This window comes from Streptomyces sp. NPDC016851 (genome assembly GCF_055562795.1).
This window is the reverse complement of the sequence record NZ_JBVHEP010000036.1, coordinates 45,064-69,982: the sequence shown is the minus strand read 5'-3', so window position 1 is coordinate 69,982 and position 24,919 is coordinate 45,064. Positions and strand designations below refer to the sequence as shown.

General features: G+C 72.0%; 25 protein-coding genes. 8 read left to right on the top strand and 17 right to left on the bottom strand.

The window, feature by feature from the left end; all coding sequences use genetic code 11:
* Positions 1-7: 7 nt before the first annotated feature.
* From ACZ3I3_RS38415 to ACZ3I3_RS38380, 8 genes are all read right to left on the bottom strand, one after another.
* Positions 8-553 carry a metal transporter gene (locus tag ACZ3I3_RS38415; RefSeq protein ID WP_467372418.1) on the bottom strand — a complete coding sequence of 182 codons (546 nt, stop codon included), beginning with the start codon at positions 551-553 and terminating at the stop codon, positions 8-10.
* Between the two features lie 98 nt (positions 554-651).
* A complete protein-coding gene (locus ACZ3I3_RS38410; RefSeq protein WP_467372417.1) occupies positions 652-2,361 on the bottom strand; it encodes an acyl-CoA dehydrogenase in 1,710 nt (569 codons plus the stop codon).
* On the bottom strand, positions 2,361-4,148 hold the full coding sequence (locus ACZ3I3_RS38405) for an acyl-CoA dehydrogenase family protein (protein WP_467372416.1): 1,788 nt from the start codon (positions 4,146-4,148) through the stop codon (positions 2,361-2,363). The genes ACZ3I3_RS38410 and ACZ3I3_RS38405 overlap by 1 nt, the downstream gene beginning before the upstream one ends.
* Positions 4,145-5,935 (bottom strand): fatty acyl-AMP ligase, encoded by a 1,791-nt coding sequence (locus tag ACZ3I3_RS38400; RefSeq protein ID WP_467372415.1) that lies wholly within the window; start codon positions 5,933-5,935, stop codon positions 4,145-4,147. Before ACZ3I3_RS38400 ends, ACZ3I3_RS38405 begins: the two co-directional genes overlap by 4 nt.
* A 4-nt stretch (positions 5,936-5,939) precedes the next feature.
* On the bottom strand, positions 5,940-6,155 hold the full coding sequence (locus ACZ3I3_RS38395; protein ID WP_467372426.1) for an MbtH family protein: 216 nt from the start codon (positions 6,153-6,155) through the stop codon (positions 5,940-5,942).
* A 696-nt stretch (positions 6,156-6,851) separates the two neighbouring features.
* Positions 6,852-7,505 carry a zf-HC2 domain-containing protein gene (locus ACZ3I3_RS38390; RefSeq protein WP_467372414.1) on the bottom strand — a complete coding sequence of 218 codons (654 nt, stop codon included), beginning with the start codon at positions 7,503-7,505 and terminating at the stop codon, positions 6,852-6,854.
* A 151-nt stretch (positions 7,506-7,656) separates the two neighbouring features.
* Positions 7,657-8,169, bottom strand: a complete 513-nt coding sequence (locus ACZ3I3_RS38385) for a hypothetical protein (RefSeq protein WP_467372413.1) — start codon at positions 8,167-8,169, stop codon at positions 7,657-7,659.
* A gap of 151 nt (positions 8,170-8,320) precedes the next feature.
* Positions 8,321-8,866 carry a sigma-70 family RNA polymerase sigma factor gene (locus ACZ3I3_RS38380; RefSeq protein ID WP_467372412.1) on the bottom strand — a complete coding sequence of 182 codons (546 nt, stop codon included), beginning with the start codon at positions 8,864-8,866 and terminating at the stop codon, positions 8,321-8,323.
* Positions 8,867-9,089: 223 nt separating this feature from the next.
* Between ACZ3I3_RS38380 and ACZ3I3_RS38375 the strand changes: the two genes are divergently transcribed.
* Positions 9,090-10,244 carry a CapA family protein gene (locus tag ACZ3I3_RS38375; RefSeq protein ID WP_467372411.1) on the top strand — a complete coding sequence of 385 codons (1,155 nt, stop codon included), beginning with the start codon at positions 9,090-9,092 and terminating at the stop codon, positions 10,242-10,244.
* 15 nt (positions 10,245-10,259) lie between these two features.
* Here the strand turns inward: ACZ3I3_RS38375 and ACZ3I3_RS38370 are convergent, their stop codons facing one another.
* The 3 genes from ACZ3I3_RS38370 to ACZ3I3_RS38360 form a co-directional block, all read right to left on the bottom strand.
* Positions 10,260-11,672, bottom strand: coding sequence for an amino acid permease (locus ACZ3I3_RS38370; RefSeq protein WP_467372410.1), 1,413 nt, complete (start codon positions 11,670-11,672; stop codon positions 10,260-10,262).
* Between the two features lie 97 nt (positions 11,673-11,769).
* On the bottom strand, positions 11,770-12,207 hold the full coding sequence (locus ACZ3I3_RS38365; protein WP_467372409.1) for a pyridoxamine 5'-phosphate oxidase family protein: 438 nt from the start codon (positions 12,205-12,207) through the stop codon (positions 11,770-11,772).
* 73 nt (positions 12,208-12,280) lie between these two features.
* Positions 12,281-12,742 (bottom strand): universal stress protein, encoded by a 462-nt coding sequence (locus tag ACZ3I3_RS38360; protein ID WP_399405470.1) that lies wholly within the window; start codon positions 12,740-12,742, stop codon positions 12,281-12,283.
* 583 nt (positions 12,743-13,325) lie between these two features.
* On the opposite strand from ACZ3I3_RS38360, the gene ACZ3I3_RS38355 reads away from it, so the two are divergent.
* A complete protein-coding gene (locus tag ACZ3I3_RS38355) occupies positions 13,326-14,159 on the top strand; it encodes a polysaccharide deacetylase family protein (RefSeq protein WP_467372408.1) in 834 nt (277 codons plus the stop codon).
* Positions 14,160-14,198: 39 nt separating this feature from the next.
* Here the strand turns inward: ACZ3I3_RS38355 and ACZ3I3_RS38350 are convergent, their stop codons facing one another.
* Positions 14,199-14,867 carry a class F sortase gene (locus tag ACZ3I3_RS38350; protein WP_467372407.1) on the bottom strand — a complete coding sequence of 223 codons (669 nt, stop codon included), beginning with the start codon at positions 14,865-14,867 and terminating at the stop codon, positions 14,199-14,201.
* A gap of 368 nt (positions 14,868-15,235) precedes the next feature.
* Between ACZ3I3_RS38350 and ACZ3I3_RS38345 the strand changes: the two genes are divergently transcribed.
* On the top strand, positions 15,236-15,724 hold the full coding sequence (locus tag ACZ3I3_RS38345; RefSeq protein WP_467372406.1) for a hypothetical protein: 489 nt from the start codon (positions 15,236-15,238) through the stop codon (positions 15,722-15,724).
* Between the two features lie 178 nt (positions 15,725-15,902).
* Here the strand turns inward: ACZ3I3_RS38345 and ACZ3I3_RS38340 are convergent, their stop codons facing one another.
* The 3 genes from ACZ3I3_RS38340 to ACZ3I3_RS38330 all read right to left on the bottom strand — a co-directional run bounded on the left by ACZ3I3_RS38340 (position 15,903) and on the right by ACZ3I3_RS38330 (position 17,587).
* Positions 15,903-16,445, bottom strand: coding sequence for a hypothetical protein (locus ACZ3I3_RS38340; protein WP_467372405.1), 543 nt, complete (start codon positions 16,443-16,445; stop codon positions 15,903-15,905).
* 224 nt (positions 16,446-16,669) lie between these two features.
* Positions 16,670-17,434, bottom strand: a complete 765-nt coding sequence (locus ACZ3I3_RS38335; protein WP_467372404.1) for a bestrophin-like domain — start codon at positions 17,432-17,434, stop codon at positions 16,670-16,672.
* Positions 17,435-17,458: 24 nt separating this feature from the next.
* On the bottom strand, positions 17,459-17,587 hold the full coding sequence (locus ACZ3I3_RS38330) for a hypothetical protein (protein WP_467372403.1): 129 nt from the start codon (positions 17,585-17,587) through the stop codon (positions 17,459-17,461).
* 151 nt (positions 17,588-17,738) lie between these two features.
* Here ACZ3I3_RS38330 and ACZ3I3_RS38325 point away from each other — a divergent pair, with 151 nt between their 5' ends.
* The 4 genes from ACZ3I3_RS38325 to ACZ3I3_RS38310 all read left to right on the top strand — a co-directional run bounded on the left by ACZ3I3_RS38325 (position 17,739) and on the right by ACZ3I3_RS38310 (position 22,558).
* Complete coding sequence (locus ACZ3I3_RS38325; protein WP_467372402.1) at positions 17,739-18,053, top strand: hypothetical protein; 315 nt, start codon at positions 17,739-17,741, stop codon at positions 18,051-18,053.
* A gap of 291 nt (positions 18,054-18,344) precedes the next feature.
* Positions 18,345-19,337 (top strand): SCO0930 family lipoprotein, encoded by a 993-nt coding sequence (locus ACZ3I3_RS38320; protein WP_467372401.1) that lies wholly within the window; start codon positions 18,345-18,347, stop codon positions 19,335-19,337.
* Positions 19,338-19,604: 267 nt separating this feature from the next.
* Entirely contained in the window at positions 19,605-20,417 is an 813-nt protein-coding gene (locus tag ACZ3I3_RS38315) for an SAM-dependent methyltransferase (RefSeq protein ID WP_467372400.1), read from the top strand.
* Entirely contained in the window at positions 20,414-22,558 is a 2,145-nt protein-coding gene (locus ACZ3I3_RS38310; RefSeq protein WP_467372399.1) for a putative bifunctional diguanylate cyclase/phosphodiesterase, read from the top strand. The genes ACZ3I3_RS38315 and ACZ3I3_RS38310 overlap by 4 nt, the downstream gene beginning before the upstream one ends.
* 31 nt (positions 22,559-22,589) lie before the next feature.
* On the opposite strand, the gene ACZ3I3_RS38305 is transcribed toward ACZ3I3_RS38310, so the two are convergent.
* Positions 22,590-23,204 (bottom strand): TetR/AcrR family transcriptional regulator, encoded by a 615-nt coding sequence (locus ACZ3I3_RS38305; RefSeq protein WP_467372398.1) that lies wholly within the window; start codon positions 23,202-23,204, stop codon positions 22,590-22,592.
* Positions 23,205-23,301: 97 nt separating this feature from the next.
* Here ACZ3I3_RS38305 and ACZ3I3_RS38300 point away from each other — a divergent pair, with 97 nt between their 5' ends.
* Positions 23,302-23,919 carry a peroxiredoxin-like family protein gene (locus ACZ3I3_RS38300; RefSeq protein ID WP_467372397.1) on the top strand — a complete coding sequence of 206 codons (618 nt, stop codon included), beginning with the start codon at positions 23,302-23,304 and terminating at the stop codon, positions 23,917-23,919.
* Between the two features lie 19 nt (positions 23,920-23,938).
* Here ACZ3I3_RS38300 and ACZ3I3_RS38295 read toward each other — a convergent pair whose 3' ends face one another.
* Entirely contained in the window at positions 23,939-24,823 is an 885-nt protein-coding gene (locus tag ACZ3I3_RS38295; RefSeq protein ID WP_467372396.1) for a LysR family transcriptional regulator, read from the bottom strand.
* Positions 24,824-24,919: the final 96 nt, after the last annotated feature.

Sequence of the window (24,919 nt, the reverse complement as noted above, 5' to 3'; positions counted from 1 at the left end):
TGGCATGCTACGGCTGCGGCGGGTTGGCCCAGGAGTCCTGTGGGGTCCGGGCGGTGGCCAGCGCCCGGCTGTCGAGGCCGCGCAGCACCGGACCCAGCACGAGAGCGATGATCATCGCCATCGTGGCCAGGGCCGTCACCCCGCTCAACCCGTCGCTCCAGGGGACCGCGGTCACCACGACGCCGCCCAGGGCGATCGCGGCGGCCGGTCCCGCCGGCAGCGTCCTGAGCGCGGAGCCGACCAGCACCGCCAGGGCGAACGCCGTGACTGGCGCGGGCTCCTGCGGCAGATCGTCCCCGACCTTCAGGGACACCGCGATGGCGGCGGCCGTCACGACCAGGCCCGCGAGCGAGATGAGCAACTTGTGCCGCTCGCGCAACAGTGCGAGGCCGGTCATGACGATCGAGACGGCGCATCCGAACATCCAGGAGGCGCCGCCCCAGCTGGTCATGAACATGAATGCGGTGAAAAGGATTCCCAGGGCGAACACGACGCCCAGCCCGACGTTGAACATCTTTCCCGGTGGCCTTGTCGGCTGCTCCGCTGAAGTCATGCGCTCAGGCTAGGAAGCCGACGCACGTCGCGGACCGGCCGAAAGTACGGAAGAGCGTGGACGGAGCCGTGCTTTGGACCGGTTCCGGGCGGCCGGGCTCATGTCCGCGGGGCGTGCGGGCTCGACGCGTCCGGGACGCGCCGGGCGGACAGGTCGAACAGACGACTGTCCAGACAGCGCTCGACGGCCAGGTCGAACAGACGCCGCTCCACGTCCTCGCGTTCGGCCGGGGTGAGGACCGGCGGACCGCCCATCCGCCCGGTCAGCCGGTCCAGGGCGCCCAGCAGGGCGGCATCGGGGTAGCGGGTGCCGCACCGGCGCCACACCGCCAGCGCGGAGGCGGCCGCGAGGACCGTTGTGTACCGGTCGGCGAGGGCGAACGCGGCGGGCGAGGCGTCGATCGTGATGTCCGCCGGTCCGAGCGCCGCGCACCCGTCCCGCACCGCCCGCAGCTCGTCCCGGCACCGGGTGGCGAACCGGCGGACCGGATCCGGGTCGTCGGCCGGCACACCGTCCGCGAGCTCGGTGAGCGCGCCGACGATGCCGTCGTGGCGTGGCATACCGGTGGTCAGCCGCTCCAGGGACAACGCGGGCAGGTCGCCGACCGGGTCGAACAGTGACGGCGCGGAGGGCGGGCCGTCCAGCCAGGACCTGCGGGCCAGCCGGGGGAGTTGCGGCAGCAGCGTCACCAGGGCGGCGCTGAGGGACACATGGGCGAAGGTGGCGGGAGCGACGTCCCGGGCCAGCTTCTGGAACAGCGCGTACGGGCCCTGCCGCAGGTAGGACCTCGCGCCCAGGACCGCCCGCAGGTCCTCGAACGCGTCGAGCAGGAGCCGCGCGTTGAGGTACTTCGCCGCCGGGGCGTAGACCGCCATCGACTCCGGCTCCAGGTGCAGTGCCCGCACGATCACCGTCGAGAACACGTCCATGGCCAGCAGGTCGGCGTAGGCGCGGGCGATCACCGCGCGCACGTACGGCAGATCGGCGACCCTGCCGCCGTACAGACGGCGGTCGAGGGAGGACCGGACCGCGAGGCGCAGCGCGGTGTCCAGTGGCCCGACGATCATCGCCGGGCCCACCGAGCGGGTCAGCTGGTACGAGCGCAGCGCCACCTCGATGCCCTGCCCCGGCGAGCCGATCAGCGCGTCCTCGGGGAGGGGACAGCCGGCGAACTCCACGCCGCCGAGCTGGACGCCGCGCATGCCGGAGCTGTGGAAGCGCGGCAGGTCCCGGATCGTCCCGGCGGGCAGGTCGTCGCGTGTGAGGAGGAACTGGCTGTGGCTGCGGCTGCCCGCGCCCGGCCCGGTCCGGGCGAACAGCACCATGGCCTCCGCCCGCCGCACGTTCGTCACGATCTCCTTGCGCCCGGACAGCCGCCAGCCCGTTCCCTCCGGGTGGGCGGCGCACTCCGCGTGCGCGAAGTCGTTGCCGTGCGCCAGCTCGTGGAACGCCGCAGCGATCCGGCCGTTCCCCAGCAACAGGTCCGCCGCCCGGCGCCGCTGCTCCTCGCTGCCGCTGCTCCAGATGTTGACGGAGGCGATGAGGGAGCTGAAGCCGTATCCGAGACCGAGACAGGGGTCGCGCCGCCACAGGGTCCGCAGTACCTCGGCGAGCCGGTCGGCGCGTTCCAGGCGGCCGCCGTACGCCACCGGCACGAACTCGGCGTTCAGACGGTAGTCGTCCAGCGCCCGCTCGCCGTCGGCGAGCATCTCCTGCCGTTCGTCGGCGGCCAGGACCGCCCGCTGACCCACCGGGTTCCGGTCGTCCCAGACGTCGCCCAGCAGCACGTCCAGCTCCGCGGCGCTCATCAGCGGCCGTCCCGGAGCCGGTGCGCCGGCGTTCCGAACGGGGAAACGGGAGCGCCTGTGCGAGCCGCCCGCGCCACCCGCTGTGCGAGCAGGTCGTCGATCCGGTCGTCTCCCGGTGCCGCGACCGGTGCCGGGGTCCGCAGTGTCGCGGCGAGCCTGGTGCGCAGGGCTCGCAGGGCGGCCCGCGCCCACAGGCCGTCCTCCCACAACGGTTCGCCGTCGTGCCGGTGCCGTCCGGCCGACCAGGCGTGCAGGCACGCCGCCGCCGCGTAACAGAGTTCGTAGGCGGCGGCGATCTCGTAGGCGGCCATCGGCGGGTGGGCGGCCGGAGGCACAGCCGCCATCAGCTGATGGACGTCGGCGGCGGCGGCTTCCACAGCGGCGGCATGCTCCGCGATCCCCTCGGGAACCGTTCCGGTGGCGAGGGCCCCGGACAGCGCGGGGAGGGACTGCACCACGGAACATCCCCTGCGGGACAGTAGTGTCAGAGCCCCGCGGTCCAGCGGCCGCAGCGGATCGCCCGCCGACGCCGCCTCCGCCAGCCCCTCCTGGTCGGCGGTGCCGGCGGTGTACTCCCGCACCAGGCGCGGGAACTGCTGCACGAGAGCGGCGCGGTTCACCGGCGTGCTGCCGTCGAACACCGACACGATCTGATGGTCGCGCCAGGTCTTCTGGAAGGCCCCGTGCGCGTACACGCCGGTGAGGAAGGACCGTGCTCCGAGCAGTTCGGCCAGCTCGTGGATCACCGAGTCGGTCAGGGTCGGCGCGAGGGACTTGACCACCGCGGACACCACGCTCATCTCGCCCGTCAGGGCGTGGATCGTACGGCTGCCGACCAGGGCCGCCGCCTCGGTGGCGGCCAGCAGCGCCGCGCACCGGCCGAGGATCGCCCGCGGGTGGGCGCGGTCCAGCAGCGGGCGCCGCTGGACGATCCGCTCGGCGACGAACGTCGCGGCGATCCGCAGCGCGTGCTCGCCGGCACCGAGCGACAGGGCCGCGCACATGGTCCGGGTGAGCTGAAGCGCCCGCAGCACGGTCTCGACTCCCGCGCCCTCGCGGCCGAGCAGGGCACCGGGGTGCACGCTCGCCCCCTCGAACGCGATGCCGGAGATGTCGATGCCCCGGATGCCGTGCGTGGGTTCCTTGGGCAGGGCACGCCAGGTGCCGGGAGCGAGCGCGGTCTTGTCCACGAGGAAGAGGCTCTGGCCCCGCCCGGTGCCGGGCCTGCCGGTGCGGGCCAGGACGGTCAGGTACCTGGCCCGGGTGGCGTTGTTGACGGGCCACTTCACACCGTCCAGCCGGTATCCGCCGCCGTGCCCGGTCGCGGTCAGGGCTCCGTTGAGCAGGTCGGCGCCGTGGTCCGGTTCGGACAGTGCCCAGGCGACGGGTTCGCCGGCCAGGATCGCCGCCGCCACCGTGGTGGCCTGTTCGGCGTCTCCGGCGCACCAGACCGACGCGGCGCCGAGATAGGTCTTGCCGTGCGCGATCGCGGCGCTCAGGTCGTGCCGGGCCACCGTACGCCACAGGCGCAGCAGCAGTTCGTGGTCGCTGTCGGCGCCGCCCCACTCGGCCGGCACGTAGTACGCGGGCAGGCCGAACGAGTCGAGCCGTTCGACGAGCGGGGCGGGGAACTCCTCGGCGGCGTCCAGTTCGGCGCTCAGGCGGCCCGTCCCGTCCCCGGCCCCGTCCGGGCCGAGGCCGGCGGGACCGCGGGGCGCGACCTCGGCCAGGGCCGCGTCGAGCGCCGTCTCCGGCTCCGTGCCCGTGCCGGCGCGGACCGACGTCACCGCCCCGGCCCTGTCGGTGTCGCCCGCAGCGCGGGCTCCAACTCGGCGTGCAGCACGGTCATGTCGCCTGCGAGGAACCGTTCCCGCATGGCGGTGCGCCGGATCTTGCCGCTGGTGGTGCGGCGTACGGTGCCGCGTCGCACCAGCACGATGTTGCGCATGGGGAGGCCGAACGACCGGCTGAGTCGGCGGCTGACCGCGGTGACGACGTCCGGTAGTTCGGCCTTCGGGGTCTTCGGGTGCACCTCGTGCACGAGGACGACGCGCTCGTCCGGCGAGCCGATCCCGAACGCGGCCCCGACCTGACCGCCGAGCGCTTCGTGCGCGCCCCGTGCCTCGTGCTCGATGTCCTGCGGAAAGAAGTTGCGGCCATGGACGATCAGCATTTCCTTGAGACGGCCCGTGACGAACAACTCGCCCTCGACCAGCGCCCCCAGATCACCGGTGCGCAGCCAGCCGGGCCCCTGGTCGGCGCCGGCCAGACGAGCGTCGAAGACCTGCGCGCTCAACTCCGGCTTGCCCCAGTAACCGCGGCCGACGCTCTCCCCGCGCAACCAGATCTCACCGACCCTGCCCTCGGGCAGCGGACTGCGGGTCTGCGGGTCGACGATCCGCAGGTCGAAGGCGTGCGGCCGGCCGAGGCCGGTCAGCGGCCGGCCCGCGCCGCCGGACGCCGGGTGCAACTCCGGCCGCCCACGTGATTCCAGACGCCGCGGATCCACCGTCAGCACGGTCGGCCGGACGTCCTCGGGCACGCACGTCACGTACGCCGTGGACTCGGCGAGGCCGTAGCCGGGGGAGTGGGCGAGCGCGCGCAGGCCGATCCGGGCGAACCGTTCGGTGAACGCCTCCATGGTCGGTGCGTGGATCGGCTCGGCGCCGTTACCGGCGTAACGGAGAGCCGACAGATCGAGTCCCTCCGCCATCTCGTCGGTGATGAGGCGGGTGCACAGGTCGTACGCGAAGTTGGGGGCGCAGGTGAAGGTGATGCGGAACCGGTCCATCATGCGGAACCACTCGACCGGCCGTCGGATGAACAGGGTCGGCTGCATCAGCGTGAGGGTCGCGCCGCACAGCAGGGCCGCGGTGAGCTGGGTGAACAGGCCCATGTCGTGGTGCAGCGGCAGCCAACTGCCGAACCGGTGCTGCGGACCGAGCCCCACGTGTCTGCACACCGCCTCGATGTTGGCCAGGACCGCGCCATGGGTGAGGATCACCCCCTTCGGCGAGCCGGTGGATCCCGAGCTGTATTGCAGGATCGCGTCCGCGTCGCGGGCGACGACCCGCCCGACCGTCTCCCGCCCGACCGCCTCCGCCCCGGAGGCCGGTTCCGCGTCCGCGGGCAGGACGGCCTCGACGCCGAGCCGGTCCAGGCTGTGGTCGCGCAGGTGCGTGGTGACCTGCGCCTGGGCGGCCTGCGTGGTCAGGGCCAGGCCGGGCGAGCAGTCGGCCGCGATCGCGGCGATCCGCTCACCGGCGCTCGCCGAACCACCCGGCATCGGCGAGGGCACGGCGACCAGCCCGGCGGACAGGCAGGCGAGGTAGACCTCCGCGAACTCGATGCCGGTCGGCAGGGCGATGAGCACTCGTTCGCCGGGGGCCAGTCTGCTGCTCAGCTCCTGCGCGCGCGCCCGGGACCGGCGGGCCAGTTCCCCGTAGGTGATGCTTTCGGGGTCCGCCCCGGTGGAGCCGTGATAGAGAGTGAGTGCGGTCCGTTCGGGATGAGCGGCGACACGCGCGGCGAAGGCATCGCCCAGGCTCCGGAATCCGGTGAGGTCGACTGTCATGGCGTCAGCGCTGGTTTTCCATCGCCTCGATGAGGCTCTTGGGCCGCATGTCGGTCCAGTTCTTCTCGATGTAGTCGAGGCATTCCTGGCGCCCGGCCTCCCCGAAGACGGTCTTCCAGCCATCGGGAACGGTGGCGAACACAGGCCAGAGCGAGTGCTGGCCCTCGTCGTTGACCAGGACGAGGTAGGTGGCGTCGGGGTCTTCAAAAGGATTCGGCACAGCGTTGCCCTCTCTCGAAGAACGAAGGGGTGCGCGGCGGCTTGACCGCGCTTCACTATGCCTCCGCGGTTCGCTGACCATCAATGCGCCGACCCGGCCCCAGGGGGCCCGGTGTCCAACCGAACCCGGGTCGTCACTTGGACGGATGCGGCGGCCGGGCGCCCCTGGTGGACGAGGGGGACGGGACATACCGTTCCACTCGAACATCAGGAGCCCGGAGTCGGGCAGGCCCGCGCCGGTTCGCCGGGCGGTGGGGCACGCGGCCGGCGACACCGCGGTGGTGAGCCCGGAGGTCAGGTCGTGTCCCATGGCGTCGAGGACCGTGGCGTGCAGGGCCGTCTCCGTCAGGGAGTGGTCGAAGGCGTCGCCGCCGATCTCGTAGGCGGGCTCCAGCACGGCCGTGGACACGACGCACTTGGTGCCGATCGTGAAGGCCTCTCGGCCGGCAGGGCCATCGCGTTCGTGCGCGTGCGCCGGACGAAGGAGTCCTGGTACGCCCGGGCCGACGTGATCATCATGGCGAGCAGCGTGACGAGGGTGCCCGGCCGCGGCGCAGAACGGCCGGCGTCAGCGACGGCGCCTGCGCGGCGAGGACGCCGAGGCGTTCCGCGCCGTCCACGAGGTGTCGCCGTCTCCGGACCGGCGAGGTACGCCTCCAGGCGACCGTCGCCGGTCTCTGCGCGGGCGGGGGCCGCCCTACTGCGGCTGAAGTCTCACCAGGACCTCTCCGGACGCCGAGCGGACCTCGTAGCGGGCGGTCTCGTCGGGATGCTTGGAGGAGCTGGCCATCATCGTGCTGGGCCGGTCGTCGTGCCCGGGCCCGTGCCAGCTGGTCGCGGTCTCCTCGGTGCCGTCCCGGCCGACGATGACCAGGTGGCAGGGGCGGGGACCGGCCGCGTCCTTCACCTTCAGTTCGACCTGGCTGCCCGAGGCCTTGTCCTCGACCGTGACCTGGGCCCAGACACCCGACCGCGCGTCGGTCGCCGCGATCCGCACCGGCTCCTCGGCGCCGCCCCGCGCCATCATCGCGACGGCGGGTACCGACACGGCGATCATCACCGACGCGGCCAGGCCGAACAGCATGCGCCGGCGTCCGGCCCGGCGCCGCGTCGCCACCTCGGCCAGCAGCCGGTCCAGCATGCGCGGCCCGGGCTGCGCCATCGGGTGCACGAACCGTGGCGTCGCCCGCCGGTACAGCATCAACTGCCGTGTCGTCGGGCCGAATTCCGTCACCTCTGCGGCGCACCGAGGGCACTCCATGAGGTGGTCCTCGAAGCGGAAGGCTTCCGCCTCGTCCAGCACGCCGAGCGCGTAGGCGCCGACGTCGCGATGCCTTTCCAGGGACCTCATGCCGAATCCTCGTGCCGTTGGGTGCGGGTGGGGTTACTCCTTGCTCCCACCGGTACGGACCAGGCAGCGGAATCACTCAAGCCGGTGACACAATCGCAACCAAAGGATTCGGAGCCCTCCGGCCCGCGGATTGGTCCGGGGCCGCAGAAATCTAAAAAAGATGGATCGCGAGGTGCCCCAGCGGCAGTCCGAGCTGCCAGGCGGGCGTCCAGACCTTCGGCCCCTCGTCCTCCCCGACCACCGGAGCGCCGCCCGGCACCGCGTTCAGATCGGGTGCGAGCAGCTCCGTCTCCTGGAGCCAGCGCCAGGCCTCCTCCGCGAGGTCCAGATCCGGCGCGGGCCGGCCCGACTCCGCGGCCGCGGCGGCGAGCTCGGCGAGCCGCTCGCGCACCCACTCCTGCCACGGCTGGTCGTACGCCGTCAGTGACAGCCACGTCTCCAGCTGCGTGACGACCCGGATGCCGGACAGCTCTCCCTCGGTGTCGGAGAGGAAGATGGTCAGTGCCAGTGCGTCCCGCCCCGCGCGGAACTCGAAGGACGTCGGCGGCATCAGGTCGCCGGTCCGCAGCAGCTCGTCGGCGATGTACTCGGCATACAACCACGCCATGGGGACGGTCAGTTCACCGCCGGAGCCGTCCGTGCCCTCTTCACTTCTGTGCAGCATCCCTTCCTGCCTTCCTCCGGTACGTGCGCGTCGCCCGACACCGGGCCCCGGGGCGCTGACGGCCCCATCCGGAACACGGATGGGAACAGCCGATTACTCAACCGGGGTCCTCAGCAAGGCGCTTTACGGAGGCTTGACTCAGCCATTGGTTTCAGCGCAGGTCGGCGGCGTATCCCGGAAGCACCCGGCGCAGGGCGCGCAGCGCATAGTACGCGCGGGACTTCACGGTACCGGGCGGAATGCCGAGGGTCGCCGCAGCTTCCGCCACACTCGCCCCCTGGAAGTACACGAGCACCAGGACTTCACGGTGTTCCGGAGTGAGTGTCTTCACAGCCCGGCGGACGTCGAGCATCGCCGCGGCCCGCTCGGCGTGGTCGGAGATGACCCGCGCGTTCTCCAGCACCGCGTCGCCGACCTCGGCGGGACGCGCCTGCCGGGCCCGCCGGGCGTCGATCGCGAGCCGCCGCGCGACGGTCATCAGCCAGGGCCGTACGGAGTCGAAGTCGTCGGCGCGCAGGGCCTCGGGGTGCTGCCAGGCGCGCACCAGCGTCTCCTGCACCAGGTCCTCCGCGCGCTGCCGGTCGCCGTCGCAGAGCCGGAGCAGGAGCGCGAAGAGGGGCCGGCCGTGCTCCCGCTGCAGTGCGGCGAGCTCGTGCTCGGCGGTCGTCCCGTTCGTGAGAGTGGATCCGGCCGTCATGGCCGTATGCCACCGCAGGGCGCGGCCGGGGGGACAGGCCACGTACCCGCCTGTGCGGCGGACGGTCGATCGCGTCGACGAACGGTTCGACGAACGGTCGGGGCGTCCGTCCATGTGGGTGCCGGAGGGGCTGATGAGCGTGTCGGAGCCGCGTGGGGCGCTGTGTGCCTTCTTTCCTGTTTGTGTGTAAATACGACCACAACGCCCACAGTGGGGTGAATGGATGATCGCACGCAGTCGACAGGTGGCCCTGGCCCTGACCGTCGCCCTCGCCGCAGGGGCCGCCTGCCAGGCCCGCAGCCACGAACCGGCCGACCACGGGCGCCCGGCACCGTCCGTGGCCACACCACGCGGCTTCACACTGGTCGCCTCCGGAGACGTCCTCCCGCACAACACGATCATCGACCGGGCCCGCTTCGACGCCGGCGGCACCGGCTACGACTTCCGGCCGATGCTCGCGGGGATCCGCTCCGTCGTCTCCCGCGCCGACGTGGCCCTGTGCCACATGGAAACCGTGTACGGCGAGAACGGCGAGTACACCGGCTACCCCACCTTCAAATCCCCGCCCGAGGTGGCCCCGGCCCTCGCCACCACCGGCTACGACGGCTGCTCCACCGCCTCCAACCACACCCTCGACGACGGCGCCGACGGCATCCGCCGCACCCTCGACGCCCTCGACCGCGCGGGCGTCCGGCACGCCGGCTCGGCACGCACCGAGGAGGAGGCCCACACGGTGACGGTCCTGAGGGCCGGACCGGCGAAGGTCGCCCACCTCGCCTACACCTACGACACCAACGGCATCCCGCTCCCCGACGGGCAGCCCTGGGCCGTGAACCTCATCGACGAGGCCAAGGTCCTCGCGGACGCCCGGGCCGCGCGCGAGGCGGGCGCCGACGTGGTCGTGGTCTCCCTGCACTGGGGCACCGAATGGCAGGACGCCCCCGACGAACGGCAGCTGACCCTGGCCCGGAGCCTCACCGCCGCGCGCAGCGGGAGCCGCCCCGACATCGACCTGATCCTCGGCACCCACGCACACGTCCCGCAGGCCTACGAGAAGGTCAACGGCACCTGGGTGATCTACGGCATGGGCGACCAGATCGCCGGCGAGATGACCAACCACCAGGGCGCCAAGGACCCGCGCGGCAACCAGTCCACCCTCGGCCGCTTCACCTTCGCCCCGCCCGCACGGCCGGGCGGCCGGTGGAAGGTGACGAAGGCCGAGTTCGTCCCGCAGTGGTTCGACGTCGACGCCGGCCGGGTCGTCAACCTCAACCGGGCGATCGCCCAGGGCGCCGGCGTACAGGCCGTCCGCGACCGCATCCGCGACATCGTGCTCAGCCGGGGCGCGGCCGGGGACGGCCTGGTGATGGGGGAGTAGGCGAGAACCGCCCGGTCAGCGCCGCGCCAGCTCCGAGCGCCGGTAGGAGTAGGCGAAGTAGACCACGAGCCCCAGCGCGAACCAGACGGCGAACCGCGCCCAGGTCTGCCACTGGAGGAAGGTGATCAGCCAGATCGAGAAGACGATGCCCACCGCCGGCACGACCGGCATCCACGGCGTACGGAAGGTGCGCGGCAGGTCCGGCTGCCGGTAGCGCAGCACGATCACCGCCGCGCACACCACCACGAACGCCAGCAGGATGCCGATGTTGGTCAGCTCGGCCGCCTCGCCGATCGGCAGGAAACCGGCGATGGCGGCCGACGCGACCCCCACGATCCAGGTGACACGCGTGGGCACGTGCCGCGTGGGGTGCGTCTTCGCGAACCACCTGGGCAGCAGCCCGTCACGGGACATGGAGAACCACACCCGGGTGACGCCGAGCATGAAGGTGAACATCACCGTGAGGATGCCGATGATCGCGCCCACCGCGATGACGTCGGCCAGCCCGCTCAGCCCCACCGACTTGAACGCCGTCGAGAAGCCGCTCTCCTTGTCGATGTCCTTGTAGTCCTGCATGCCCGTCAGCACCAGGCAGGCCGCCACGTACAGGACCATCGAGATGACGAGCGAGTAGATGATCGCCTTCGGCATGTGGCGCTGCGCGTCCTTGGACTCCTCGGCCGCCGTCGACATGGCGTCGTAGCCGAACACCGCGAAGAACACCGTCGCCGCGCCCGTGAACGCCCCGCCGACCCCGTACGGGAAGAACGGGTTGTAGTTCGCCGTGTCGATGTGGAACACGCCGACCCCGATCACCAGCAGTACGACCAGGACCTTCAGCACCACCACGACCGTCTCGAACCGGGCCGCGTTCTTGATGCCCAGGGTGAGCAGATACGCGATCAGCAGGCACAGCAGCGCCGCGAACAGGTCGACCTTGTGCCCGTCGCCGGTACCGGGCGCGCCCAGCATCCAGTTCGGCAGGTCGGCGCCCATCTCACCGACCAGGAAGCTGAAGTAGCCCGAGATGCCGATCGCGACCACCGCCACGATCGCGGTGTACTCCAGCAGCAGGTCCCAGCCGATGAACCAGCCCGCGAGCTCGCCGAGCACCGCGTAGCCGTAGGTGTAGGCGGAACCGGCCTTCGGGATGAGCCCGGCGAACTCCGCGTAGGACAGGGCGGCCGCGGCACTCGCGACGCCCGCGATGAGGAACGAGACGAGCACGGCCGGACCCGCCGTGCCGTTGGCCACCGTTCCCGCGAGGGTGAAGATGCCCGCGCCGATGATGCCGCCGACCCCGATGGCGGTCAGCTGCCACAGCCCCAGGGAGCGTTCCAGCTGGGTGCCCTTGCCGACTTCCGTCTCCTCGATCAGCTCGATGGGTTTGCGACGGAGAATCCCTTGTCCCATCCGGAGCCCGGCCATGCGCCTCACCTCTTCGCGATCGGCAAACGGCTGATGGCGGATCATGGTGGCCCAGGCGCCCCCGCGACGGAAGACACCGCGCAAGACCCACGCCGACTCAGGGGGCCACGGCGTAACTCAGGTCGTGCGCGACGAGGGACACGGGCTTCAGCCGCAGCCAGACCGTCCCCCGCTGCGCGGGATCGTCGTACAGATAGTGCACGAACCGCTCGTCCCACCGCTCCTCGTCCGCACCCAGATAGCGGACGAGCTTGCGCCTGCCCCGCTCGACACCGAACGGCACGAGCTCGGCCCGGCCCCGCGCGATCACCTGCCGGACCAGCCCGGTCGCCAGGTCGCACTCGTCGACCACCAGCGCGACCTCGGGATCGGCCCGCACCCGGCCGAAGAGGCGGGCCCAGGGCCCGGTCAGCACCCAGAAGGCGCCGTCCTCCCACAGGAACCAGACGGGGCGGACGGTCGGCCCGTTGGTGGCGAGGCGTGCGGTGAGGGGCCGGCGCAGGAAGGCGTCCACGTCGAAGGCGTAAGAAGTCACCGCCGCATCATCGGGCCCTCACGCCCGCTTGCCTACCGACCAGTGACCTAGGTCCCCGCATGCCGGTCGAGGCCTACGGAACCACGGTCACCGGCCAGCGCCCGGCCTTCACCAGACGCACCGCCACCGATCCGACGAACCGGTGGCCCGCCTGCTCGGACGCGCCCACGACCACCGCGTCCGCCTTGAGTTCGTCCGCCGCCTTCACCAGGCCGCCGTACGGGTCGCCGCGGAACGTGTGGAACTCCCAGCGGACCTCGAATATCCCCTTGAGCCGCTCGGCCGCGTCCCGGATGTACGCCACCAGGTCCTCGGCGATCTCGTCGGTCGTCTCGGCCACCGGCGCCCCGAGCGCCGCTCCCGCCGCCAGCACCGGCTGCACGTACACCACGGCGAGCAGCGCGTGCTGGCGGCGGGCCAGGCCGGCGGCGTAGGCCGCGGCCCGCAGGGACGAGTCGGAGCCGTCCACCCCGGCCACGATCACCTTCGGCCCGTCCGTGCCCCGTTCGAACTGAGGGGAGTGCTGTTCCGTCACGCCGCGAGGCTATCGGAGGCCACAGCTCCGTTCCGGGGGCGGGAGCCCTCGAGGGCTCGCACCGGCCTGCGCCCCTCGTCCGCTTCCTCGACCTGTCCTCGGCTACGCGGACCCCGCCTCGCTCGCCCGGGTCGGCCTCGCCTCCGGTATCGCCGAGGGCTTCGTCTCCGTACCGTCGATGCGCACGTTGTGGGGGAGAGGAAGAGGGCACCCGAAGAGCGGACAGCGGCCCGCCATCACGCGCGGGCTGCCGTCATTGGCGGCGCTCGGCCTCGCCGGAGGGGACGGGACCGAGCCCGCCGATCCTCTGGACGGCCTGCCCGACCAGGTCCGCGTCCGGCACCGCGAGCTGGACCGGCTGCGCGCCGCCGGCACCGACCCCTACCCCCGTGGGCGTTCCGTCCCTCACCCACACCCTCGACCGGCTGGTCGTGTTCCTCACCGGACTGACGATCCGCGAGACCCTGCCGTTCCCCCTGGTGCGCGGCCGCTGACCCTTCTGCTTGGGCCGTTCGGGTGAAAACGTGCCGCCGCACCGGTGTTGCTCAGGTGCGTCGGCCTTCCGCCGGGCGACTGATGAGTCATGAAGAAGGATCAGTTGCTCACCCGCCGCCGGCTGTTGATCGCGGGCGCCGGCGTCGTGGGAGCGGCCGCCACGGCCGGTGTGCTCACGGCGGTCCCCGGGGAAGGCCCCGCCGGGTCCGTCCCGGCCGCGGGGCCCCAGCCCCGCCGCCCTCTCGGCTCCTCCGCGTACCGTCTCCAGCCCCTGACCGGATACGGCCCGCCGCAGGCCGCGCCCCGCCGGACCCTGGTACGCAGGGAACCGCTGCTGCGCTTCTCCGGACGCGGGCGGACCATGGTGCTGACCTTCGACGACGGCCCCGACCCCCGCTACACCCCGGCCATCCTCGACACCCTGGCCGAGTACGACGTGCGCGCCATGTTCTTCGTGTGCGGGGAGATGGCCGCCGACCACAAGGTGCTGCTGGCCCGGATGGCCGACGAGGGCCATGTCGTGGGGAACCACACCTGGTCCCACCCGCTGCTCACCCGCCTCACCCGCCGGCAGATCCGCTCCCAGCTGGAACGCACCTGCGACGTCATCGAGGAGGCCTACGGCGAGCGCCCCGAGTGGTTCCGCGCCCCCTACGGCGCCTGGAACCGCGCCACCTTCCAACTCGGCGCCGAACTCGGCATGGAACCCCTCGCCTGGACGCTCGACACCCTCGACTGGACCACCCCGGGCACCCGGTCCATCGTCAACCGGGTCGAGAACGGCGCCGCCCCCGGTGTCGTGGTGCTCGCGCACGACGCCGGGGGCGACCGCACGCAGAGCGTACGGGCCCTGCGGCGCTACCTGCCCGAACTGCTGGACTCCGGCTACCGCGTCACCGTGCCGCGGCGGCACTACGCCTGAGACCGCCGTGGGGCCTTCGCCCGCCGGGCCGGGGGACGCTCAGCGCACCTCGACCAGGCGGGCGAAGGCGACGACGTTGCCCTCGTAGCCGTTCTGCTGGGAGAAACCGCCGCCGCAGGTGATGACCCGCAGTTCCGCCGCCCCCTTGGAGGCGTAGACACGGTCGCCGGGGAAGTTGTTCTTCTCGAAGACCTCGATGCCGTAGATCTCGAACACGGCGGTCTTCGCGTCCTGCCGGGCGACCTCGACGCGGTTTCCCTTCTTCAGGGCCCCGAGCCCGTAGAACACGGCGGGGCCCTGCTGGTTGTCGACATGGCCGACGACGACCGCGGTGCCCTTCTCGCCGGGGGTGACGGCACCGGTGAACCAGCCGGCCAGGTTCGGGTCCTCCGGGGGTGGCGCGCCGACCCAGCCGTCCGCGTCCAGGCCCACGGGAATCATCGGCGCGTCGACCTGGATCGCCGGGATCCGGACCCGGTCCGGGAGGGCGTAGGGGAGGGGCTTGACGGACCCGGCGAACGTGGCCGCGGGCAGGCGGCTGTCCGCCGCGGCCGCGGTCGCCGGCTGCGGTGGGCCCTCGTCGAATTCCCCCGAACCATTCCGGATGAGCGCGAGGCCGGTCAGCAGAACCAGCGCTATCACGCCCCACGGGGCGCGCTTCTTCGGCCGCGCCTCCTCTTCCGCCTCGGCCAGCTCGGACGCAGACATGGGCCATCCCCTCTCGACGCGGCCGTCGCCGTGTCGTTCGCGCATATCAGAACGCTAAGTGCCGCGCGCGAAACCGGCGACGGGGCGGGAGCGAACGGGTGGTGGCGGCTTCCGGGGCGGTCACGGGCCGTCCGGGGGCTTCGCAGCCATGAGGTGCGCCATCCGAGTTGCCGCCGCGAGGAAATTTCTGACGGTCCGTGACCTGCGGCGATATCCGATTGCGCGGTTCTCCCGCGGTGCCTTCTCTCACCAGGACGGCCCATTCCCGAAATGCGGGTGTGGGCAAGGCAACTGACTGTCTTTCTGGGAGGCGCTTTCTCGCCGATCGACCGGGGACGGGTCCCGGGGCGTCTTCCGCGGAGGTTCACATGCGTAACACTCGTGCCCTGGCGGTCGCCGGCGCCGCGGTCGCCGCCCTCGGCTTCTCCGCCCCCGCGGCCGTCGCGTGGGACACACCCAGCAACATCGTCGCCCTGCCCAGTGTGATCGCCCGCGGCGGCCAGCTGACCATCACGGTCGACGGCTGCCGCCACGGTGGCACGGCCACCTCCAACGCGTTCACGAGGCCGGCGACGCTCTCGCCCGTCTCCGGCGCCCGGGAGACGGCGAAGGGCACCGCCACCATCAGGAACAACGCCCGCCCGGGGCCGTACGACATCACGGTCACGTGCAACGGCAAGAGCCTGACCAAGCCCCACGCCTTCACCGTCATCGGCGGTGTCCGCGGCGGTCTCGGCGGCAGCAGCACCACCGGTGCGACCCCGACCGACATGGCCATCGGCGGTGGCCTCGTGGCCGCCGCGGTCGTCGGCGGCGGGGTGTTCTGGATGCGCCGCCGCGCCGAGCGGCGCGTCTGACGCCTCGCTCCACGCTCCTTGGACTCCTTCGACGAGCCGTCTCGCACGTGAACGGTCTTCGCCCCGGATCCCTCGACGGATCCGGGGCGAAGACCTGTGCGGTGCAGACCTGTGCGGTGCGTGACGCTGCGGTGCGTGACGCGCTGTGCGGTGCGTGACCTGCGGTGTGCGGGGCCGGTCAGCCTGCGTCCTCGTCGGTGCGGCGGCGGGCGAGGTGGTAGGCCGTGCCCAGCGCGCCCGCGATCAGCGCGGCGCCGAGGCCGATCTCCTTGAGGTCGAAACCGCCGAGGGTGCCGCCCTCCCCGGCGTGCACGCCCTTCGACGGGTGGCGGGGGTGGTGCGTCGGGTGATGCGTGGGGTGGTGCGTCGGACGGCCGCCGGCGATGGTCAGGCGTGCGGTTCCGCTCGACTCGTCGCAGACGAACTCCACGTCGTACACGGCGCCGGGCTTGGCGTCCCGGTCGACCCGGGCCGTCGCCGACGACTCCTCGGGCGGGATGACGACCACGTCGAAGACCGGTGAGGAGACCGCCGCCTCCCCCTCGCACGCTTCGTTGCGCTCCACCCGCAGTGTGACCTCGCCGCCCGCCGCGACGGTGGAGGGCTCGACGCTGAAGCCGAAGTCGGTCTTGATGGCCGCGTCGGCGGCCGGCACGCAGGAGGTGAGGGCGCCGGCGCCCAGCAGTACGGCCGAGGCCGAGGCGACGCATATCGCGCGCATGGTGAATCCTCCGGGTCCCCGAGGAGCAACCGCGGACCTGTTCCGCTCACGTCAGGAATGCACCTCGATGCCCGAAACGCTAAGAACGTGTGCGTGACGGCGCGATCGCAGTCGTGCGAATGGGGCACACGTGTGGGCCGCCCGAGGGAATCCCGTTGACGCGAACGGGGGACGGCGACGGTGTGTCGCGCGCCCCCCGGCCGAGTTCCGTGATGCGGGTGCCGTCAGTCGCCGACCCCCGGGAACAGGTTGAGGAAGGGTTCCGCCGACGCGGTCACGCCCCTGCTGTAGGGCGAGTCGAAGTCCCAGATCAGGAACAGCAGGAAGGCGATCAGCGCCGAGAACAGCCCGGCGAGGATCAGTTCGCGCGTCGTTCTGCGGATCTGGAGGACGAAGATCATCCCGATGGTGACGACGGCTCCGGCGATCAGCCCGAACCACACCACGCCCGGCATGGTCTCCCCGGTCGACTCCGACCGGGCGATCCGGGCCTGGCTGGCCGCGGTCACCTGGTCGACGAGCGGCTGGTAGGCCTGCGCCTGGAAGTCGGTCTTCGGTTGGTAGTCGGTGACGTCCTGGCGGACGCGCTCGAAGAGTTCACCGCCGCGCTCGGTGACCTGGTTCTGGTCGGCCATGGTGTCCCACTCGGTGGTGACGACGTGGCTCACGTACGTATGGATGTCGTCCCGGATGCGGTCGCGCACGTCGGCCGGGTAGACCCGGACCCGCTCCGAGATCTCGTGCAGTGCGGTGGCCTCCGCCTGGACGTGGTCCTGGGCGGCGCTGCGCCCCTCCCACACACCGGCGATCGCCAGACCCAGGACGATGGCGTACACCACGCCGATCCACATCGTCATGTACTCGATGACGTCCGGGGTCTCGCTGGGGTCCTCGTCGTCGGACGCCGTGCGGTGGCGTACGAGGGTGACGACGACCACCACGACACCGGCGGCCAGCATCGCGAGGGTGAGAACAAGCCATTCCGGCAAGAGATGCCTCCAGAGCTTCAGGGATCAGCGCGCGCGCAGCGCGGCGACGGCGACCACCGCGGGCACCGTGACGAGCAGGACGAAGGTGAGCGGCGACATGGCGCGGCTCACCGGTCGTGGCCGCGGCGCGGCCCGGTACCGCGGGTAGTGCACGGGCGACGCGGACGGACGCGGGGTGGGCTTCGCCGACGGCTTCGGTGCCGGGGCGGGGGGCGGGGGAGGGACCGGACGGGGAGCCGGCCGGGGCGGTGGTGCCGGGCGTGGCGGGGGCGGCGGAGGCGGGGGCGGCGGCTCCGGTCTGACCGTGGGGGCCGGTTTCGGGGGCGGGGGCGAAGGTGGCGGCGGCTTCGGAGTCGGCTTCGGCGGCGGAGGTTTCGGAGTCGGCTTCGGTGGCGGGGGCGTCGGAGTGGGCGTCGGGGTGGGCGTGGGGGTCGGTGTGGGTGTCGGGCACGGCGGCTTGGGCCAGGTCCTGCTTCCGGCGACCGACACCGCCTCCGTGCCGTCCGGCCCCGTCGAGGCGTACGCGCAGGCGTCGGCCACCGCCACTCCGGACGGCGCGCCGACGAGCGCCCACGTCAGCGTCGCCACCGCCAAGGCCTTTGCGGCGAGGGCGGATTGAGTCGATACGGGTCCATGCACGACGAAGATCATGAACCTTCTGCCGCCGGGACGTGCCGGAGCGCAAGGGGATTGCCCCGAAAGAGGGATATCCGGGCGCCGCCGGTTTGCCGGGCGGTCGCCCGGGGGCCTTTCAGCCCGTACCCGTGTGCGGTGGCGGGCGGCGCCGTCACAGGTTCTTGAAAGAAATTTGGCCGGTGGTTGAACACAATCACGCCCGCCATGCGTACTCATGACCGTGCGGCGGCGCAGCAGGGCGCTGCAACACCCTTGCGATTATGGGGAGTTGACGATGAAGACCTCCTGGCGGAGCGCCTCACTCGTGGCGAGCGCCGCGGCGGTCCTGGCGCTGACGACGGCGTGTGGTCAGGACAGCCCTCCGGCGGCCAGCCAGAACGTGGGCGCCTCGGCGGCGCCCGGGGACTACGGAAGCATCGGCACCGGGAACGGGGTCGCCGGCACCCCGGGCGGCCAGCAGGCCGCGCCGAGCCCTTCCAGTCCGTCCAACCCCGCGGGCAAGCTCTCCGTCGCCACCGCCGAGGAGGTCGGCAAGGTGGTGACCGACAGCCTGGGCCTCACTCTGTACCGGTTCGACCAGGACACCGAGCAGCCGCCCAAGTCGAACTGCGACGGCGACTGCGCCAAGACCTGGCCGCCGGTGCCCGCGGACGACGCCGAGGCCGGCGAGGGTATCGACAAGTCGCTGCTCGGCTCGGTCACCCGCGCCGACGGCACCAAGCAGCTCACCGTCGCCGGCTGGCCGGCCTACCGCTACGCCAAGGACGTCAACGCCGGTGACGTCAAGGGCCAGGGCGTGGGCGGCAAGTGGTACGCACTGGCCCCCGACGGCAAGAAGGCGCAGGGCGGCGGGGCCGGCGGCGGCGAGGAGGCCGGCGGTGAGGAGGCCGGGGCGCAGCCCGGGCTGTCCACCCGCAACGACCCCAAGCTCGGCGAGATCGTCGTCGACAAGAACGGCATGACCGTCTACCGCTTCAAGAAGGACGAGGCCTGGCCCAAGCCCGTCTCCAACTGCACCGGCGAGTGCCTGGAGAAGTGGCCGCTCGTGGAGCCCGTCGACTACGCCGACACCAAGGGCATCCAGGAGAAGGGCTACATGATCTTCGACCGGACCGACGGCAAGGGCAAGCAGCAGACGATCAACTGCTCGCCGATCTACACCTTCGCCGGTGACAAGGCTCCCGGCGACACCAACGGCCAGGGTGTCGGTGGCACCTGGTACGCCGTGCGGCCCGACGGCAAGCTGGTCGGCGCGTCGGAGAAGTAGAGAAACCTCCCCAGGGTTGATCATCTCCTCCACCCGACGGAGCCGACCCGGTCCGCCCCTCCGTGACTCACGGAGGGGCGGACCGTTTTGACGTGCTCGAACACTGTTCGTCATATGTTCGAAGGGTGTGCGTGCGGGTATCAATTCGGCACGTGCCGCAGGCAGTGACCGGGAACGGATGGTCAATTTCCGTTTCGGGTCGCTCCATTGGCGGGCGATCAGTAGCCTCTGCTCGAACACCGGATCGCCTACGCCTTGGAGAGATAGATGGAGCGTCCCGCCTGGGCCCCACGGAGCATCGACATCTCGGTGCCCAGCGTCTCCCGGATGTACGACTACTACCTGGGCGGATCGCACAACTTCGAGGTCGACCGGGAAGCGGCCCGCAGGGCCATGGAGTTCATGCCGGGGCTCCCCAAGATCATGCAGGCGAACCGGGCGTTCATGCGCCGCGCCGTCCGGTACGCGGCCGGCCAGGGCATCGGCCAGTTCCTGGACATCGGCTCCGGCATACCCACCTTCGGCAACGTGCACGAGGTGGCCCAGGCCGCCCGCCCCGGCGCGCGCGTGGTGTACGTCGACCACGACCCGGTGGCCGTGGCGCACAGTGAGGCGGTCCTGGAGGGCAACGACGACGCGGCCGTCGTCGCCGCGGACCTGCTCAAGCCCCAGGAGATCCTGCGCAGCCCCGAGGTGGAGCGGCTGATCGACCTGAATCAGCCAGTGGCGCTGCTCCTCGTTGCCATACTGCACTTCGTGGAAGACGAGGACGACCCGTACGGGGCGGTGGCCGAGCTGAGCGATGCGCTCGCGCCCGGCAGCCTGCTCGTGCTCAGCCATGCCTCGTACGAGGGGATCCCGCTGCCGCCGGAGCGGGCCGGGGGCGCGGTGAACGTGTACCAGGACATCCGCAACCCGCTGATCATGCGCTCGCGCGAGGAGATCGCGCGGTTCTTCAAGGGGTACGACATGGTGGAACCCGGACTGGTGGCGATGCCGCGCTGGCGGCCCGACACCGCACCGGAGGACGAGGATCCGTATGCGTTCTCCGGGTTCGCGGGCGTGGGGCGTACGGCGTGATCGCGGAACCGGACGGGCCGGAGGACAGACTGCGCCGGTTCGCGACGATCTGGAGCCGGGCCGTCTTCCCGGTCACCTCGACGTCGTCGACCCGGCCCGAGTTCGAGGAAGAACTGCTGCCGCTGGCCCGGCGGTTGAGCCGGGCGCTGCTGGCCCGCGCCTTCGACGCCGACGAGGGCAGGGCGGTGGGCGCCGCCCTCGTGGACGCGCACTGCACCGACCCGGAGGCGCTCAGCCGCACGCTGGACTGCGTGGACGCCTACCTGGTCCTGTACTGCGGCGGTGACGGCGACCAGGAGGACCTGCGGGCGCGCTCCGCACGCCTCCAGCACGCGATGGCCGCGGGCTTCGCGCAGGCGCTGCGCGAACGGACCCTGGCCGAACAGGAGGCCATCGCCCAGGCCGCCCTCCGGGCGCAGGGCGTGGTGGCACAGGCCCTGCACGCGACCGAGGCCCGCTTCCGCGCGGTCTTCGAGGGTGCGGCCATAGGCATCGGCATGGCCGACCTCGACGGCAACATCCTCCAGGTCAACGGCGCGCTGCTGCGCATGTTCGGGGTCTCCGAGCAGACGATGCGCAGCCGCAACGTCATGGAGTGGACCCACCCCGACGACGCGCCGCAGACCTGGCGGCTCTACGACGAACTCGTGCGCGGCGAGCGCGAGCACTACCACGTGGAGAAGGCGTTCTACCGCCCTGACGGAACGGTCCTGTGGACCAATCTGACGGTCTCCCTGCTGCGGGACGCCGACGGCTCTCCGCAGTACCAGCTCGCGCTCATGGAGGACACCACCGAGCGGCGGCTGCTCAACCTGAGGCTGCGCTACGAGGCCACGCACGACGCGCTGACCGGGCTGCCGAACCGCACCTTCTTCTTCGAGCGCCTGGAGAAGGCACTGAGCGCCGGCGAGGGTCAGCGGTTCGGCCTGTGCTACCTCGACCTCGACGGCTTCAAGACCGTCAACGACAGCCTCGGCCACGCGGCCGGCGACCGGCTGCTGGTGGAGGTCGCCGACCGGCTCCAGTCCTGCGCCACCGCACCCGGTGAGATGGTCGCCCGGCTCGGCGGTGACGAGTTCGTGGCCCTGACCACGGGCCCCGACACCCAGCGCGAGGTCGACGAGCTCGCCACGCGCATCATGAACGCGCTGCTCGCCCCGATCAGCGTCGACGGCCGGGAGCTGACCGTGCGCGGCAGCATCGGCATCGTCGAGGGCCCGGCCGGCGAGCGCAGCCCGGCCGAGGTGCTGCGCAGCGCCGACATCACCATGTACCGGGCCAAGTCGGCGGGCGGCAACCGCTTCGAAATCGCCGACCCGGAGGCGGACGCCCGCGCCATCACCCGGCACGGGCTGACCACGGCGCTGCCGACGGCCCTGGAGCGGGGCGAGTTCTTCATCGAGTACCAGCCGCTGGTCCATCTCGGCGACGGCAGTGTGCGCGGTGCGGAAGCCCTGGTGCGCTGGCTGCATCCGCAGCACGGGGTGCTCGGCCCGGACCGGTTCATCCCGCTCGCCGAACACACCGGGCTGATCGTGCCGTTGGGCCGGTGGGTCCTGGAACAGTCGGTGCGGCAGGCCCGCGAGTGGCGGGAACTGCACGGTGGGGCCGAGGCCGTGGGCCCGCTGCGGATCAACGTCAATCTCTCGCCCTGCCAGTTGACCCATCCCGGTCTGGTCCAGGACACCGTCGACATCCTGGAACGCACGGGCATGGAACCGGACGCCCTCTGCCTGGAGGTCACGGAGTCGGCGCTGATCGGTGCGGACGACGATCTGCTGAAGCCGTTGCGCCGCCTGGCGGAGATGGGCGTCGACATCGCCCTGGACGACTTCGGCACCGGCTACTCCAACCTCGCCAATCTGCGCCGCCTGCCGGTCAGCATCCTGAAACTGGACCGTTCCTTCACACAGAGCATGCAGCAGTTCCCGGCCGACCCCGTCGACCTGAAGATCGTCGAGGGGATCGTCTCGCTGGCCCACAGCCTGGACCTCGCGGTGACGGTCGAGGGCGTCGAGACGGGTGCGCAGGCCGAGCAGTTGCGGATCCTGGGGTGCGATACGGCACAAGGCTGGTACTACGCCCGTCCGGGCCCCCCGGAGCGGCTGCACGAACTGGCGTTGGTGGACGCGGCGGGCTGACCCCACCGGTGGACCGCTGCGCGGTGCCGGGTCAGGTGCCCAGCCCGCGCAGCAGCAGCGCGAGACCGCCCAGGAACTCCCGGTCGGCACTGACCTTCCGGGCGTTGCGGGCGGTCTCGGTCATGTGCGGGAAGGCGTCGGGCGGCAGCTCGGTGAGGGCGACCGTGCCCTCGCCGGCCAGGGGCCCGAGGTGCTCCAGCTGGATGGCGCCGATGACGTACCCGAGCAGGCCCCGCAGCGCGACCACCCGCTGTTCGCCGTCGAACCCCGCCTCCGTGAGCACGCCGAGCACGGACTCCGACCAGCGCAGCCCGGCGAGGGACCGGTGCCGGTGGGCGACGGTCAGGGGCACGATCTCAGGATGGGCGGCCACGGCGTCGCGCAGCCGACGCACCATCACCTCGACGCGCTCCTGCCAGGACGCCTCGGGGCCGGGCGGCTCGGTGTCCACGGTGCCGAGCACGAGGTCGACGACGAGCCGTTCCAGCTCCTGCCTGTCGTCCACGTACCGGTAGAGCGCCATCGTGCTCATCCCGAGTTCCTTCGCGACCGAGCGCATGGACAGCCCGGTGAGCCCGTCGCGGTCGATCACGGCGAGGGCGGCCGAGGCCAGCCGGGCATGGCTGAGTGAGCGGGGGCGTGGCATGACGACGTTCAGCGTACGCCATACGCCAACCTTGTTAGGCGTACGGCTTACGCCTACACTCGGTAGGAGTACGTCGTACACCTACGAAGGGGCACTCATGCTCATGCGCAGGCCCACCCGGCCGGTGGAGTCCGGCTCCACCGTCACCGGACGCCGGCTGGCCACCGTCTCCGGCGACCCCGTCGCCGTCCCCGATCCCGAGCGCTTGGTCCACCTCCAGTTCCGGCGGTTCGCCGGCTGCCCGGTGTGCCATCTGCACCTGCGGTCGGTGGTCCGCAGGCACGCGGAGATCGAGGCCGCCGGCATCCGTGAGGTCGTGGTCTTCCACTCGCCTGCCGAGGAGCTGCGCCGGTACACCGCCGACCTGCCCTTCGCGGTCGTCGCCGACCCCGGCAAGCGGCTGTACGTCGAGTTCGGCGTCGAGTCGGCTCCCCGTGCCCTGCTCAGCCCGCGCGCCTGGGGACCGGTCGCCAGGGCGGTGCTGCGCGGCGGGTGGGAAGTCCTGCGCGGCCGGGAACGGCTCCCCGCGACCAGCCAGCCCGGCGGCAGGCTCGGCCTGCCCGCCGACTTCCTCATCGGCCCCGAGGGCCGGGTCCTCGCCGCCAAGTACGGCGAGCACGTCTACGACCAGTGGCCGGTCGACGAGCTCCTGCGCCTGGCGTCCTCCCACCGGCAGGCCGGCGGCCACCCTCCGGCGCGGCAGCCGCAGCCGTAGGCCGGGACCCGCGGACGCCTCACCGCTCCAGCAGCATCCGCTGCAACTCCCGGGCCGCCCGCGGCGGAGCCACATCGCTGCGGTGCGCCAGGGCGATGGTCCGGTGCAGACCGGGACGGTCCAGGGGCGTCACCCTCAGTCCACGGCCGGAGCGCGCGGCCACCATCCGGGGCACGACGGCCACTCCCAGCCCTGCCCGCACGAACCCCAGCACCGCGTCCATCTCCCCGCCCTCCACCGCGAAATCCGGCTCGAACCCCTCCGCGCGGCAAGCCGCCACGGTCAGTTCGCGCAGGTCGTAGCCGTGACGGAACATCACCAGCCGCTCGCCCTCCAGGTCGGCGACGCGCACGGTACGCCGCCCCCGGCCGGGCTTCGGCGCGTCGGGGGAGGAGACCACGACCAGATCCTCCCGCAGCAGCTCCACCGTGGTCAGCGCCGGGGACGGCGTCGGCAGGGGCAGCACCACCAGGGCGAGATCCAGCGCGCCGCGTGCCAGCTCCCGCACCAGGTCGTGCGACCCGCCCTCCTCGATCAGCAGCCGGATGCCCGGGTAGCGGTCGTGGAAGGCGCGCAGCACGTCCGGCAGCAGGCCCGTGCACAGACTGGGCGTGGCGCCGAGCCGCACCCGCCCCCGGCGCAGCTGCACCAGCTCCAGCACCTCGTGCCGGGCCGTGTCCGCGTCCGCCAGGATGCGCCGGGCCAGGGGGAGGAGGGCCTCCCCGGCGTCCGTGAGCGAGATGTTGCCCCGGGCCCGCAGGAACAGGTCCGCGCCCAGCTCCCGCTCCAGCGCCTTGATCTGCTGTGACAGCGACGGCTGCGCGACATGGACGAGATCGGCGGCCCGGGTGAAGTGCCGGGTCTCGGCGACGGCCACGAAGTACTGGAGCTGGTGGAACTGCATGCTCGTACGATAGCCCCAGCCTATGGAATCAAGCCGCACCATGTCTTGGACCGATCGGCTCCGCGTCCGTAGCGTGCTGTGACATGGCTCTGGCAA

Bases quoted from the DNA above. Each gene is read 5' to 3' on its own strand.
- ACZ3I3_RS38380 (WP_467372412.1), bottom strand. From the start codon at position 8,866: ATGACGGCCGGATCCACTCTCACGAACGGGACGACCGCCGAGCACGAG.
- ACZ3I3_RS38340 (WP_467372405.1), bottom strand. From the start codon at position 16,445: ATGCGCGCGATATGCGTCGCCTCGGCCTCGGCCGTACTGCTGGGCGCC.
- ACZ3I3_RS38390 (WP_467372414.1), bottom strand. From the start codon at position 7,505: ATGAGGTCCCTGGAAAGGCATCGCGACGTCGGCGCCTACGCGCTCGGC.
- ACZ3I3_RS38300 (WP_467372397.1), top strand. From the start codon at position 23,302: ATGCTCATGCGCAGGCCCACCCGGCCGGTGGAGTCCGGCTCCACCGTC.
- ACZ3I3_RS38355 (WP_467372408.1), top strand. From the start codon at position 13,326: ATGAAGAAGGATCAGTTGCTCACCCGCCGCCGGCTGTTGATCGCGGGC.
- ACZ3I3_RS38350 (WP_467372407.1), bottom strand. From the start codon at position 14,867: ATGTCTGCGTCCGAGCTGGCCGAGGCGGAAGAGGAGGCGCGGCCGAAG.
- ACZ3I3_RS38415 (WP_467372418.1), bottom strand. From the start codon at position 553: ATGACTTCAGCGGAGCAGCCGACAAGGCCACCGGGAAAGATGTTCAAC.
- ACZ3I3_RS38295 (WP_467372396.1), bottom strand. From the start codon at position 24,823: ATGCAGTTCCACCAGCTCCAGTACTTCGTGGCCGTCGCCGAGACCCGG.
- ACZ3I3_RS38305 (WP_467372398.1), bottom strand. From the start codon at position 23,204: ATGCCACGCCCCCGCTCACTCAGCCATGCCCGGCTGGCCTCGGCCGCC.
- ACZ3I3_RS38345 (WP_467372406.1), top strand. From the start codon at position 15,236: ATGCGTAACACTCGTGCCCTGGCGGTCGCCGGCGCCGCGGTCGCCGCC.
- ACZ3I3_RS38320 (WP_467372401.1), top strand. From the start codon at position 18,345: ATGAAGACCTCCTGGCGGAGCGCCTCACTCGTGGCGAGCGCCGCGGCG.
- ACZ3I3_RS38375 (WP_467372411.1), top strand. From the start codon at position 9,090: ATGATCGCACGCAGTCGACAGGTGGCCCTGGCCCTGACCGTCGCCCTC.
- ACZ3I3_RS38315 (WP_467372400.1), top strand. From the start codon at position 19,605: ATGGAGCGTCCCGCCTGGGCCCCACGGAGCATCGACATCTCGGTGCCC.
- ACZ3I3_RS38400 (WP_467372415.1), bottom strand. From the start codon at position 5,935: ATGACAGTCGACCTCACCGGATTCCGGAGCCTGGGCGATGCCTTCGCC.
- ACZ3I3_RS38370 (WP_467372410.1), bottom strand. From the start codon at position 11,672: ATGGCCGGGCTCCGGATGGGACAAGGGATTCTCCGTCGCAAACCCATC.
- ACZ3I3_RS38410 (WP_467372417.1), bottom strand. From the start codon at position 2,361: ATGAGCGCCGCGGAGCTGGACGTGCTGCTGGGCGACGTCTGGGACGAC.
- ACZ3I3_RS38385 (WP_467372413.1), bottom strand. From the start codon at position 8,169: ATGCTGCACAGAAGTGAAGAGGGCACGGACGGCTCCGGCGGTGAACTG.